The 12431-nt window shown below is 71.8% G+C and carries 15 protein-coding genes and 2 pseudogenes; 11 read left to right on the forward strand and 6 right to left on the reverse strand.

What is annotated here, in order from left to right; all coding sequences use genetic code 11:
- Positions 1-10: 10 nt before the first annotated feature.
- The 3 genes from OHU34_RS17935 to OHU34_RS17945 form a co-directional block, all read right to left on the reverse strand.
- Positions 11-601, reverse strand: coding sequence for a hypothetical protein (locus OHU34_RS17935; protein ID WP_405767191.1), 591 nt, complete (start codon positions 599-601; stop codon positions 11-13).
- Positions 598-2310 carry a serine/threonine-protein kinase gene (locus OHU34_RS17940; RefSeq protein WP_405767194.1) on the reverse strand — a complete coding sequence of 571 codons (1713 nt, stop codon included), beginning with the start codon at positions 2308-2310 and terminating at the stop codon, positions 598-600. Before OHU34_RS17940 ends, OHU34_RS17935 begins: the two co-directional genes overlap by 4 nt.
- Positions 2311-2384: 74 nt before the next feature.
- Positions 2385-3233 (reverse strand): menaquinone biosynthetic enzyme MqnA/MqnD family protein, encoded by an 849-nt coding sequence (locus OHU34_RS17945; RefSeq protein WP_142265652.1) that lies wholly within the window; start codon positions 3231-3233, stop codon positions 2385-2387.
- A gap of 288 nt (positions 3234-3521) precedes the next feature.
- Between OHU34_RS17945 and OHU34_RS17950 the strand changes: the two genes are divergently transcribed.
- A complete protein-coding gene (locus tag OHU34_RS17950; protein WP_003974443.1) occupies positions 3522-3725 on the forward strand; it encodes a cold-shock protein in 204 nt (67 codons plus the stop codon).
- 135 nt (positions 3726-3860) lie between these two features.
- Here OHU34_RS17950 and OHU34_RS17955 read toward each other — a convergent pair whose 3' ends face one another.
- The gene (locus OHU34_RS17955; protein WP_142265651.1) at positions 3861-4442 is read right to left on the reverse strand and encodes a helix-turn-helix domain-containing protein; all 582 of its coding nucleotides are present in this window, start codon (positions 4440-4442) and stop codon (positions 3861-3863) included.
- 68 nt (positions 4443-4510) lie between these two features.
- Between OHU34_RS17955 and OHU34_RS17960 the strand changes: the two genes are divergently transcribed.
- The 7 genes from OHU34_RS17960 (at position 4511) to OHU34_RS17990 (ending at position 9928) form a co-directional block, all read left to right on the forward strand.
- A complete protein-coding gene (locus tag OHU34_RS17960) occupies positions 4511-5251 on the forward strand; it encodes an AzlC family ABC transporter permease (protein ID WP_405767197.1) in 741 nt (246 codons plus the stop codon).
- Positions 5248-5598, forward strand: coding sequence for an AzlD domain-containing protein (locus tag OHU34_RS17965; protein ID WP_230194950.1), 351 nt, complete (start codon positions 5248-5250; stop codon positions 5596-5598). Before OHU34_RS17960 ends, OHU34_RS17965 begins: the two co-directional genes overlap by 4 nt.
- A 42-nt stretch (positions 5599-5640) precedes the next feature.
- Complete coding sequence (locus tag OHU34_RS17970; protein WP_142265648.1) at positions 5641-6297, forward strand: class I SAM-dependent methyltransferase; 657 nt, start codon at positions 5641-5643, stop codon at positions 6295-6297.
- A gap of 67 nt (positions 6298-6364) precedes the next feature.
- Positions 6365-7168, forward strand: coding sequence for an alpha/beta fold hydrolase (locus OHU34_RS17975; protein ID WP_405767200.1), 804 nt, complete (start codon positions 6365-6367; stop codon positions 7166-7168).
- Positions 7168-8577, forward strand: a complete 1410-nt coding sequence (locus OHU34_RS17980) for a PP2C family protein-serine/threonine phosphatase (protein WP_405767202.1) — start codon at positions 7168-7170, stop codon at positions 8575-8577. The genes OHU34_RS17975 and OHU34_RS17980 overlap by 1 nt, the downstream gene beginning before the upstream one ends.
- The gene (locus OHU34_RS17985) at positions 8574-8927 is read left to right on the forward strand and encodes an STAS domain-containing protein (RefSeq protein ID WP_142265645.1); all 354 of its coding nucleotides are present in this window, start codon (positions 8574-8576) and stop codon (positions 8925-8927) included. The genes OHU34_RS17980 and OHU34_RS17985 overlap by 4 nt, the downstream gene beginning before the upstream one ends.
- Before the next feature lie 32 nt (positions 8928-8959).
- Positions 8960-9928 carry an aminoglycoside phosphotransferase family protein gene (locus OHU34_RS17990; RefSeq protein WP_142265644.1) on the forward strand — a complete coding sequence of 323 codons (969 nt, stop codon included), beginning with the start codon at positions 8960-8962 and terminating at the stop codon, positions 9926-9928.
- 61 nt (positions 9929-9989) lie between these two features.
- On the opposite strand, the gene OHU34_RS17995 is transcribed toward OHU34_RS17990, so the two are convergent.
- Positions 9990-10454, reverse strand: coding sequence for an ATP-binding protein (locus OHU34_RS17995; protein WP_405767206.1), 465 nt, complete (start codon positions 10452-10454; stop codon positions 9990-9992).
- Positions 10455-10575: 121 nt separating this feature from the next.
- On the opposite strand from OHU34_RS17995, the pseudogene OHU34_RS18000 reads away from it, so the two are divergent.
- The 3 genes and pseudogenes from OHU34_RS18000 to OHU34_RS18010 all read left to right on the forward strand — a co-directional run.
- Positions 10576-11445: pseudogene (locus tag OHU34_RS18000) on the forward strand (helix-turn-helix domain-containing protein).
- Entirely contained in the window at positions 11442-11684 is a 243-nt protein-coding gene (locus OHU34_RS18005; RefSeq protein ID WP_405767208.1) for a DUF397 domain-containing protein, read from the forward strand. The pseudogene OHU34_RS18000 and the gene OHU34_RS18005 overlap by 4 nt, the downstream one beginning before the upstream one ends.
- Before the next feature lie 77 nt (positions 11685-11761).
- A pseudogene (locus OHU34_RS18010) lies at positions 11762-11982 on the forward strand (MFS transporter); the annotation flags it as partial.
- Here OHU34_RS18010 and OHU34_RS18015 read toward each other — a convergent pair.
- On the reverse strand, positions 11898-12392 hold the full coding sequence (locus OHU34_RS18015; protein ID WP_230194960.1) for a hypothetical protein: 495 nt from the start codon (positions 12390-12392) through the stop codon (positions 11898-11900). The pseudogene OHU34_RS18010 and the gene OHU34_RS18015 sit on opposite strands and share 85 nt — an antisense overlap.
- Between the last annotated feature and the right edge of the window lie 39 nt (positions 12393-12431).

Raw genomic sequence — 12431 nt, forward strand, 5'->3', positions numbered from 1 at the left:
CGAGGCGGCCTCATGACGAACGCGCCGCCCTGCTCCTGCCCTTGCCCTTCTTGCGCAGTCTCCTCATCCGGGCCCGCTCCTCCGCGCGGCGCGCCGCGGTCACCGTGCCGCGCCGGCGGTACCAGAGCCCGCCGAGCAGGGCGGCCGTGGCCGCGTAGGAGAGGAACGCGCTGCCCGTGCCCGGGATGTACGCGCACATCGTGGCGCCCGAGCGGCAGTTGCGGCCGGGCAGGGCGCCGAGGACGTACATCGGCGCGCCGAGGGCCACCGTCCAGCAGACCGCTCCCCCGATCGCGAGCCCGACCCGCGCCGGGCCCGTACGGCCGCTGTCCCGGTTCCGTTCCGATGAGGAGAACCACGTGCCCCCGGCACAGCCTGCCACCGACAGCAGTCCGAGCACCGCGCCGGCCGTCCAGCCGCCGCCGGGCAGGTCCACCAGCGCCGGTGCCGTGCGGCGCACGAACCATTTCCACAGGCCCATGGCGGACAGCAGGACGGCGAGGAGGGCCGCGAGAAAGAGGACGCCGCCCGCGATGCCCCAGCCGGCCCGGGATCGGAACCGGCCGCGGACCCGGTTCACCGTGCGACCGAACCGGTTCACCGGGCGACCTTCGACATGCGGGCCACCGGATTGCCCTCCGCCGCACTGTCCGAGGCGTACGTCAGGTCGTCGCCGGTCGGGGTGAGCCGGATCGTGTGGGCCTCGGGATTGCAGCCGCTGTGGTTGCTCTCGGCCCCGACCGAGGTGGCGACGACCTCCTTCGCCGTCACCTGTTTCAGCGTCAGGACGTCGAGACAGCTGCCGCCGAGCACATCGGTCTGCCGCAGCTCCCCCAACTTGTCTCCCACGTCGGCCTGTTGGACCGTGACCCGGAAGGTGCCCATCGGGAGCGTGCCGCCGAGGCCGCTGCCCTCGCCCTCCCAGGTGCCGACATAGCGGGCCGGAAGCACGGTGGGCGCCTGCGAGGCGGCCGGGCCGGAGCTCGAACCGTCCGCCGGAGCGGAGGAGTAGGCGTCGCTGCCGGAGGCGTCGTTGCGTTCGTCGTCGCCCGGGAGCATGCGGAACAGGAACACCGAGCCGACCGTGACCGCCGCCATCGCCCCCGCGACCGCCAGCGCGACGGTGCAGCTCAGCCGCCGCCCGCGCCCGCCCTCTCCCGGAGTCGCGGTGGCGGCTACGGTGACGGAGACCTTGCCCGGCCGGTCCGCGCCGGTGGCCGCCGGCTCGGCGTCCCTCGGCTCGGGAACGAGACGCGGCCGGTCCGCCGGGGTGACGGCACCCCCGCCCATCACCGGCGGCGGCCCGAACTCGCCCAGCGACACGGCCGGTTTCCCCGAGGTCACCGCCGGACTGCTGAACCCCACCGGCCCGGACGCGACCGCTTCCGCCCCGGCCCCCGTCCCCTCCAGGTTCAGCAGCTGTACGGCGCTGCGCCCCAGTTGCTCCACGAGCGCACCCGGCAGCCATCCGCCCGCCACCAGCCGGGCCGCACCCTCGGGGGCGAGCCGCCGGGCCACCTCGGCGGGGGCCGGCCGGGCGGTCGGGTCCTTGGACAGACAGGCCTCGACCACCGCCCGGAGTTCGCCCCGCAACCCGCTGTCCGGCTCGCCCAGCTCGGGCTGTTCGTGGACGACCTTGTAGAGGAGGGCGGCCGACGAGTCCCCGGGGAACGGGGGCTGCCCGGTCGCCGCGTACGCCAGCACCGCGCCGAGGGAGAAGACGTCGGCCGCGCCGGAGGCGACCTTGCCGAGGATCTGCTCGGGGGCCATGTAGCCGGGCGAGCCGACCGAGACACCGGTCGAGGTGAGCGACGCCGTGCCGTCGGTGGCCCGGGCGATGCCGAAGTCGATGAGCAGCGGGCCGTCCACCGTCAGCAGGACGTTGGACGGCTTCACGTCCCGGTGCACCAGGCCCAGTTCGTGCACGGCTCCCAGCGCCTCGGCCAGACCCGCGCCCAGCACCCGTACGGAGTGCTCGGGCAGCGGTCCGCCGCCGGAGGCGACCGCCGCGGCCAGGGACGGGCCTGCCGCGTAGCCCGTGGCGACCCACGGCACCGTCGCCTCGGGGTCGGCGTCCAGGACCGGCGCGGTCCACGCGCCGCCGACCCGCCGCGCTGAATCGACCTCGCGCCGGAAGCGGGCGCGGAACTCCTCGTCGAGCGCGAGGTGCGGGTGCACGATCTTCACCGCGACCGTGCGGCCGCCGGCGCTGCGGCCCAGATAGACGCGGCCCATCCCGCCGGCGCCGAGGCGGCCGAGCAGCCGGTAGGGGCCCACGGTCGTGGGTTCGTCTGCTCCGAGCGGCTGCATGGGATGTCCACCTCTCCCCCGAAAGGCGCCCCCCGCGGGGCCCCGTAGGACTCGGCAGCAGCGTAGTGCCGTGGCTACGGCCGGAGCAGCTCGACCTTCACGTCCGCCGGGAAGCCCGTCGTCGGGCCGACCCGGCGGGCGAACTCGGTCACGGCCTCCAGCTGGGGCGCGCCGAAGCGGAAGTCGAGGGTGGTGAAGTACTGCTCGAGCACCCGCTCGTCGAACTCCTCCCAGCGCGCCGCCTGCTCGGCGACCTTGCCGACCTCGTCGAGGGAGAGGTTGCGGGACTCGATGAAGGCCTCGTGGACCTGACGGGTGATGACCGGCTCGCGTTCCAGGTACTCCCGGCGGGCCGCCCACACCGCGAAGACGAACGGCAGGCCGGTCCACTCCTTCCAGAGCGACCCGAGGTCGTGCACCTCCAGGCCGAACTTCGGTCCGTCCAGCAGGTTGGCCCGCAGCGCCGCGTCTCCGATGAGTACGGCCGCCTCGGCGTCCTGCATCATCAGGCTGAGGTCGGGCGGGCAGGTGTAGTAGTCCGGCCGGACGCCGAAACGGTCCGCCAGCAGCAGCTGGGCGAGACGCACGGAGGTACGGGAGGTCGAGCCGAGGGCGACCCTGGCGCCGTCCAGCTCCTCCAGCGGGACCTGGGAGACGATCACGCAGGACATCACCGGGCCGTCGCAGCCGACGGCGATGTCGGGGAAGGCGACCAGGTCGTCGGCGTTCTTGAGGAACTCGACGAGGGTGATGGGCCCGATGTCGAGGTCGCCCGACACCAGTCGCTCGCTGAGCTTCTCCGGGGTGTCCTTCGTCAGCTCGAAGTCGAGGAGGGTGCCGGTTCTCGCGAGCCCCCAGTAGAGGGGCAGGCAGTTGAGGAACTGGATGTGGCCGACGCGCGGCCGGGTGCGAGAATTGTCCACATCGCGAGGCTAGACCCCATCGGATACCGTGGGCACTCCACCCCCTCGGTCAAGCCCTTCCGGGCATGTTCAAACATCCGGGTGACGTGATCTTGACCTCTATTGCTTTCGGCTGCCTGCATGCTAGGCTCGCCGCAAGTTGCAGTTTGGTTTCCCTTGCAGTACAGAGCCTGCGGAGCATGTAACCGCGGGCTCTCGTCGTTTTCAGACGTATGCAGTTGTGCGGCACTCGCTTTCACGCTTGCAGGGTTCTGGAGCAGGGCAACCCTTTGGGCCCAAGGAGGGCTTATGGCTACCGGAACCGTGAAGTGGTTCAACGCCGAAAAGGGCTTTGGCTTCATCGCCCAAGAAGGCGGCGGCCCCGACGTCTTCGTCCACTACTCCGCGATCAACGCGCAGGGTTTCCGCTCGCTCGAGGAGAACCAGCAGGTTTCCTTCGACGTGACGCAGGGCCCGAAGGGTCCCCAGGCGGAGAACGTCACCCCCGTCTGATCTTCAGAACCCTGAGATCGCAAGTCTGAGAGCAGTACCCAAGGAGCCCTGTGCCGGTCGGCACGGGGCTCCTGCCTTTGCCCTGCGGCCGACACCCGCCGGCCCCCCGCTGCCGCCCCTCGGCCTCCGGCCGGCTCACACGTGCTGCATCACCAGGACGAACGTCGTGCCCGGCGCCAGCGCCTCGTACGAGTGCGGCACATCCCCGCGGTAGGTCATGTAGTCCCCCGGTTCCAGTTCCACCGTCTCCCCGGCCGGCCCCGCCTTCACCCGCCCCGTGCTCACCACCAGATGCTCGACCGTGCCCGGAATGTGCGGCTCCGAGGTCCGTGCCGCGCCGGGCTCGGCCCGCAGGTGATAGATGTCCCGCCGCGCGCCCGGCGGGCTGGCCGACAGCAGAGTCGCCACGTAGGGCGCCTGCTCCGAGGCGACCGTGGGCCCCTCCCCGGCCCGGATCACCCGGACCGCCGACACCGGCGGCTCGACGAGCGCGGCGAACGGCACGCCCAGCGCCACGCCCAGCGCCCAGATCGTCTCCATGCTCGGATTGCCGCTCGCCGCCTCCAGCTGGGACAGCGTGGACTTCGCGATACCGGCCCGTTTGGCCAGCTCGGAGAGGGACAGCCCGGCCCGGGTGCGTTCGCGGCGCAGGGCGGCGGCGATCCAGTCGAGGGGCAGGCGGGACGGGGGCCGGGGCGGGGGCGCGGCTTCGGGCATGTCGTTCGCTCCATCGGTACGTGCGTTCGCCTTGACGAACAGCGGCCGGTCTGTTCATTGTAGAAAACATGCGTTCGCCACAACGAACATCCCCTCCTCCGAACCCGAACCCGATTCCGGCTCCGGCTCCGGCTCCGGCTCGAACGACGCGATCCCTGCTCCGCGACAGTTCACTCGTCTGGCTGGCCGGTGGTGTGGTGGGGGTCTCCTTCGGCGCGATCGCCGTGGCGGGCGGGCTGCCGGTCTGGGTGCCGGTGGTGATGTCCGTCGTGGTCTACGCGGGATCCGCCCAGTTCAGCGCGGTCGGTGTGCTGCTCGCCGGGGGCGGTCCGCTCGCCGCCGCCGCGACCGGGCTCCTGCTCAACACCCGCAACGCCGCCTTCGGCCTCGCGGTCGCCGACCTCCTCGGCCCCGGCCTCGCGACCCGGCTCCTCGGCGCGCACCTGGTGACCGACGAAACGGTCGCCTTCGCGCTCGCCCAGCCGGATCCCGCCCGCCGCCGCGCCGCGTTCTGGATCTCCGGGATCGGCCTGTTCGCCGCGTGGAACACGGGCGTGCTGGTGGGCGCCCTGGCCGGCAGCGCCCTCGGGGACACGGCGGACTACGGCCTGGACGCGGCGTTCCCCGCCGTCCTCGTCGCCCTGGTCCTGCCCGCCCTCCGTGAGAACGCCCGCCTGCGCGGGCCGGCGGCACTCGGCGTCGTCCTGGCTCTGGCGGCCACACCCTTCGCACCGGCCGGGGTGCCCGTGCTGCTCGCCCTGGCCGGGCTGGGGCTGTACGGGTACGGCCGTAAGGGGGCCGCCGGATGAACGCGACGGTCGCCCTGATCCTGATGCTGGCGGTGGGCACGTACGTCCTCCGGCTGGTGGGCCCCGCGCTGCACGGACGGGTGGAGCTCCCCGCCCGGGTCCAGGAGCTGCTGTCGGCCGGGGCGGTGGTCCTGCTGGTCGCGCTGCTGGCGACGGGCGCGCTGACCGAGGGCGGCGGCTTCGCCGGGTGGGCACGGCCGGCCGGGGTGCTGACCGGTGGGGTCCTGGCGATGGGGGTTCCCCCGCTCGGACGCGGCCGGAAGTGGGGAAAGGGGGCGCCCTTCGCGGTGGTGGTGCTGGGGGCGGCGACGGTGACGGGGGTGCTGCGTGCGATGGGTGTGGCGTAGAACCGCCCCCACTGTCGGTGCCGACTCCTAGGCTCTCCGCCCATGACCGCCACCCCGGACCCCGTCTCCGCCACCCGTGCCTTCTACGACGCCATCGCCGAGGACTACGCCGAGCGCTACCGTGACGAGCTGGCGGCGAAGCCGCTGGAGCGGGCCGTGCTCGGCGCGTATGCCGAGCTGGTCGGCGCCGGTGGCCGGGTGGCGGACCTGGGGTGTGGTCCCGGCCGGGTGACGGGGTTCCTCGGTGCGCGTGGGCTCGACATCTCCGGGCTCGACCTGTCGGAGTCGATGCTGGCGGTCGCGCGGCGCGAGAACCCGGCGATCCGGTTCGAGCGGGGCTCGATGCTGGAGCTGGACTTCGCCGACGGGAGTCTCGCGGGGGTCGTCTCCTTCTACTCCTCCATCCACACCCCTGTGGAGAACCTCCCGACCCTCTTCACCGAGTTCCACCGCGTGCTCGCCCCCGGTGGCCATCTCCTCCTCGCTTTCCAGGTCGGCGACGAACCGCGTCACTTCGACCGCCCGTGGGGCCACCCGGTCACCCTCGACTTCGAACGGCGCCGCCCGGAACGGATGGCCGAGCTGCTGACGGCGGCCGGATTCGCGGTGCTGTGGCGCACGGTGCGGGAGCCGGTCCTCGCCGAGTCGACCCCGCATGCCTTCCTGATCGCGCGCAGGCCTGCCGCGCCGGGCTCCTGAGCTTTGGGTATGGGGTGACACAAACCGGGTACGGGAGTGGTCAGCGAGGTTTGGGAAACTGGTGGGTATGGACATCGATCGCAGGAACAACGTCACGGTCACCGGCAACCCGCAGGGGCCGACGGTGGTTCTGGCGCATGGATTCGGCTGTGATCAGAACATGTGGCGGCTCACCGTGCCCGCCCTGGCCGAGAAGTACCGGGTGGTGATGTTCGACTACGTGGGGTCGGGCCGCTCGGATCTGTCCGCGTTCTCGGAGGCCCGCTACTCCTCCCTCGACGGTTACGCGCGAGACGTGGTGGAGGTGTGCGAGGCACTCGACCTGCGCGACGCGGTGTTCGTGGGGCACTCGGTCAGCGCGATGATCGGCGTGCTGGCCGCCGACCTGGCTCCGGAGCGCATCGGGGCGCTGGTGATGGTCGCCCCGTCGCCGCGCTACATCGACGACACGGACTACCGGGGCGGGTTCAGCGCGCCGGACATCGACGAGCTGCTGACGTCACTGGAGTCGAACTATCTGGGCTGGTCGGCGACGATGGCCCCGGTGATCATGGGGAACCCGGAGCGGCCCGAGCTCGGTGACGAGCTGAAGAACAGCTTCTGCGCCACCGACCCGGACATGGCGCGCGTCTTCGCCCGGACCACGTTCCTGTCGGACTCGCGGGACGACCTGAAGAGCGTGCGGGTGCCGACGCTGGTGCTGGAGTGCACCCAGGACGCCATCGCGCCCCGGGAGGTCGGCGCCTTCGTCCACCGGTCGATCCCCGGCTCGACGCTGATCACCCTCGACGCCATCGGGCACTGCCCGCACCTGTCCGCGCCCGAGGCCACCAACGAGGCGATCACCGGCTTCCTGGCCGGGCTGCGGTGATGTGCCGGACCGGCCGGCAGACCGACCCGGCCGATCCACATCCCGATACCCGTACCGGTACCGACCCCGCTGCCGGTGCGGACCCCGCTGCCGGTACCGACCCCGCTGCCGACGCCGGTACCGATGTCGAGGCCGACAACGGGAAGACCTCGGACGCGGCGTTCGCCGCACTGCTGGAGGACAGCGCCGAGGACCTGTACGAGAGCGCGCCGTGCGGATACCTGTCCATGCTGATGGACGGCACCATCGCGAAGATCAATACCACCCTGCTGGACTGGCTCGGCCTCGACCGGGAGGCGGTGGTGGGCCGGATGCGGTTCACCGACCTGCTGACCGTCGGCGGCAAGCTGTACCACGAGACCCATTTCGCGCCGCTGCTGCGCATGCAGGGCCGGATCGGCGGCATCGCGCTCGAGATGAAGCAGGCCGACGGCGCCCGGATGCCGGTGCTGGTCTCCTCCGTGGTGAAGTGCGGCGGTGGCGGCGAGCCGCTGCTGATCCGCACCACCGTCTTCGACGCCCGGGACCGCCGCGCCTACGAGGAGGAACTCCTGCGCGGCCGGAAGGCGGCCGAAGAGGCGCGCAGGCAGGCGGAGGCCGACCGCGCCAGATTGCAGGAGGCCCTCGCGGTGCTCCAGCAGTCGCTGCTGCCCGCCACCCTGCCGCCGGTGCCCGGGATGGAGACGGCCGCCCACTACTACACGGCCTCCCCCGACCGGCTCGGCGGGGACTTCTACGACGTCTTCCCGCTCGACGGCAAACGCTTCGCGTTCTTCCTCGGCGACGTGTGCGGCAAGGGCCCCCAGGCCGCCGCCGTCACCTCGCTGACCCGCTACACCCTGCGGGCCGCCGCGCTGCACGACTCCGAGCCGGTCGCGGCCCTGTCGACCCTCAACAAGGTGCTGCACGAGCGGTACTCCGCCGACGGTGATCCGCGCTACTGCACCGCCGTCTTCGGGGTTCTCGAACCCGACCCCGCGACCGGACAGGTCACCGTCCGCATCGCCTCGGGCGGGCATCCGCCGGCCCTCGTCCTGCGTGCCGACGGCACGGCCGACTTCCTGCCCACGCCGGGCGGTCTCCTCGTCGGCGTCCTGCCCGACGCGCGCTTCGTCGCCGCCACCACGGTCCTCGCCCCCGGCGACACCCTCCTGCTCTACACCGACGGACTCACCGAGGCGCGTACCGGCGAGGACCGCGACACCCTGTACGGGGACGAGGCCCTGCGCGCCTTCGCCGCCGAGCACGCCTGCCGGCGCCCGCAGGCCGTCGTCCAGGCCCTGACCGGCCTGCTGGACGAGTTCGGCGACGGCCTCGACGACGACACCGCCCTGCTCGCGCTCGGCGTCCCGGCCTCCGATCCCGACCCCACCCCCGACCCCGACCCGGCGACGAAGAGCACCCGATGAGCCCGCTGAAGATCACCACCCGCGACACGACGACCGGTCCCGTCCTGGCGATCCTCGGCGACCTCGACTACGCCCACGCCGGCGAGCTGCGTGACCTGCTCACCACGCTGCCCCTCCGGCCGGGCCAACGCCTCGTCCTGGACCTGGCCGGCATGGACTTCTGCGACTCCAGCGGCATCACCGCGTTGATCGCGGCCCACCACCACGCCCAGGCCGCCCACGCGGACATCGCGCTGGCCGCCGTTCCGGCCAACACCCTGCGCATCCTGCGCATCGTCGGTCTCGACCAGATCTTCCCCCTCCACCCCGACACCGAGAGCGCCACCCGAAGCACCCGCCCGAGCCGCTGATCGAGAGGCGGCTGTCCCGGCACAATGGGGCCATGATCGAGGTACCGCAGGCCTTCGCGAGCACCACCGTCCAGCGGGAGGGGAAGCGCGGGGCGGGCTGGGTCGAGGGACTCCCCGCGCTGGTGGCCGAGTTGCTCGACCGCTGGGACTGCGCGCCCGACGGCGAGATCGTGCACGGCGGCGTCGGGATCGTCGTACCCGTGCTGCGACGGTCCGACCGGACCCCCGCCGTCATCAAGGCGTCCTTCCCGCACCCGGGCAACGTCCACGAGCCCGACGCCTTCGCCGCCTGGAGCGGATCGGGTGCCGTACGGCTGTACGAGCGGGACGACGCGCGCTTCGCGATGCTGCTGGAGCGGGTGCGGACATCGTCCCTCGCCGAGGTCGAGGACACCGAGGAGGTCGCCGTCGTCGCCGGGCGGATCAGCCGGCGGCTCGCCGTTCCCGCGCCGGACCGCCTGCCCCGGCTGAGCGACATGGCCGACGGATGGAAGCGGCAACTGCTGCTCGACCAGGCGGAGTTCGACCGGGCCCTGCCCGCCCGTACCGTCGACGCGGCCCTGGACACCGTACGAGAACTCGGGCGCAGCCAGCCCGAGCTGCTCGTGCACGGTGACCTGCACGCCCGTAACATCCTGCGCGCCGAACGTGAGCCGTGGCTCGCCGTCGATCCCAAGGGGTGGGCCGGGGATCCCGCGTACGACGGCGGCACCCTGCTCAAGCCGCTGATCTTCGGGCACGTCATGCGGCACGGCCCGGGAAGCGACTCGGACCTGCGCCGGGTCGCCCACCGCATCCTGGACCGCTTCGCGGAGGCCGCCGGACTGGACCGCGAACGCACCCGCCGCTGGGCGCAGTTCCACCTCGTCCAGGCCGCCTTCCACGGGCGACACCACGGGTTCCGGGTCGCCCGTGAGGGGCCGCGTCTCGACCTCGTCACCGAGTTCGTGGACCGGCTGGCGGAGACGCTCACCCCGTACCGGCACCCGTCCCACCCCTAGAGTGCCCCGGCGAGGTCGAGGGCCGCGATGTAGCCGAAGGTCGCGCGACGGTCTTGTGAAGTCAAGGGCTGAGCGGTAGTTCCGCCCGGACCGTCTTGCCGACGTCCCGCTCAGCGACACCCCACGTGCGGGCCAGCACCCAGACGAGGATCAGACCCCGGCCGCCCTCCTCCTCCGGGTTCGTGACGATCCGCAGTCGCCGGTCCGCCCGGGCGTCGCTCACCTCGACACGCAGCGTGTCCTCCGGGAGCAGCCGCAGCCGCAGCTCGAAGTCCCGGCCCGGGACCCGGCCGTGCGTGACGGCGTTGGCGGCCAGCTCCGCGACCACCTGCTGCGCGGTGTGGTTGGCGTCGCTGCCGTGCGGATGCCCCCAGGCGGTGAGCTGGTGACCCGTGAGGCGCCGGGCCAGCCGGGCACCGCGCGGCGTCGCGCTGAGACGCAGGGTCAGTTCACCGAGAGAGACGTCCCGGGTGGATCCCTGGGCGCATCCCTGGGTGGAGATCTGGGTGGAGATTTCGGAGTTCACCTGACTGAGCGTGGCCGGTTGTCCCTACCCTGACCAGGAGCGGCTCGGCGACTCTGTGTAGTTGTACGGCTGCGGTGGGGCAGGCGTACGGGTCGTCGGCCGTGACCACGGAGGCGGGAGGGTGGTGGCGTACGTGACGGACGACCGCAGGCCGGAGACGCCGGCGGAGGCCGACGGCACGACAGGGCTGTTCACGGCCCTGGGCAAGATGCTGAAACTGCTGCGGGAGCGCAAGGGACTCACCCAGAAGGAGTTCGGGGAGCTGGTCGGGTACGGGCCGGACGCGATCTCCGCGATGGAGCGGGGCGTGCGGACCATCCGGCCCGAGGTGCTGGAGAAGGCGGATGAACTGCTCGACTCCGGGGGCCTGTTCAAAGAGGCGATTCCCGAGGTCAGGGAGGCGATGAGTCGGGTACGGACGCGGCACCCCGAGTGGTATCGCGGGTACGCGGCGATGGAGGCCGAGGCCGTTGAGCTGCACCAATACTCCATCAACGCGGTGCACGGGCTGCTCCAGACCAAGGATCACGCCCACGCCGTGTTCGCGAACCGGCGTCCCTTCCTGAACGAGGAGACCATCGAAAGGCGGGTGGCCGACAGGCTCTCGCGGCAGCAGGTCTTCGACCGTTGGCCTGTGCCGATTGTGAGTTACGTGATCGAGTAGACCGTCCTGGACCGGCCGATCGGCGGACGGGACGTCCATGCGGAGCAGTTGCGGCGTTTGCTGACGGTCAGCCGCATGCGGAACGTCGAAATCCAGGTAATGCCGACCAGCGTGGAAGAACACCCCAACCTGGGCAGTGCGTTCAACCTTCTGACGCCCAAGAAGCATTCACAGGTCGCCTATACAGGGGCGCAGGGCTATCCAAGGCTGATCACCGACCCGGAAGAGGTCCGGAAGATCGCCGACTGCTATGGGAGCATGCGGGCAATGGCTCTCCCGCCCAGGGAAACCCGCACGCTGATCGAGAAAAAGCTGGAGGAGCTGTGAACAGCGAGGACCTCAACTGGTTCAAGTCCAGCTACAGCGACGGTGGGGGCGGCGAATGGATCGAAGTCGCCTACACCTGGCGCAAGTCGACGTACAGCGACGGCGAAGGCGGCGATTGCCTCGAAGTAGCCGTCTGCCCCCGGATCATCCACGTCCGTGATTCCAAGAACCCCGACGGCCCCCGTCTCTCCCTCGCGACCGGGGCCTGGGCCGAGTTCCTCGCCCATGCCGTGAAGTAGTCGCCTCAGCGCAGCACCGCCCCCAGCAGGTCGGACCCCAGTGCCGTCAGCGCGGGCAGATCGAGGGTTTGACGTGCTCCTCGGGCTTCGGCCTCGCCGTCTCCCCGGCGGTCATCACCGCTCTCGCACCCCACGGCCCGCCGCGCTCTGGGGCGGCCTCGCCGGTGCGACGCTGCTGTCCGCGGCCGTCGCCGCCGTCGCCACCGAGAAGGGTCAGGGAACGCAGCCCAAGGACTCCGGAGCCGGGCCCAGCGGGTCCTCCGCCAGCACCACCGGGGCGCTCAGCGCCTCCTCGTAGACCTGCCGCTCGAAGACGAACGGACCCAGGGGCAGTTCGCCCCACTCATCGCGCTCCGGGTAGCGGAAGCCGGACCAGGTGACCGTCGTGGGCGTCATGGCGACGCGGGCCATGAGGGGCCAGCACTGCCAGATGCCACAGGGGCAGCCGAGGAGCGGGGTCCGGTCGGCCGTACGCAGAAACGGGTTCTCGGTGAAGTCGAGGACACCCAGCCCTCCGTGCTGCCGCCAGATCAGCTCGGCCGACTCCCGCTCCTGGTCATCGAACTGACCCTCCAGCTCCGGCCGCCACAGCTCCCGCGTCGCCCAGGCGGTCAGCGCCCGCAGATCGACACCGTCGACGCGGGCACCCCAGACCGGGGCGGCGGGGCGCTCGTCCCAGGGACAGTGGAAGAACTCGATGCCGTTCACCCGCCGCATACTCCCGGGCCCGAGGCCCCTCCCGCGAAC

Source organism: Streptomyces sp. NBC_00080 (genome assembly GCF_045041255.1).
Classification (GTDB): domain Bacteria; phylum Actinomycetota; class Actinomycetes; order Streptomycetales; family Streptomycetaceae; genus Streptomyces; species Streptomyces coriariae.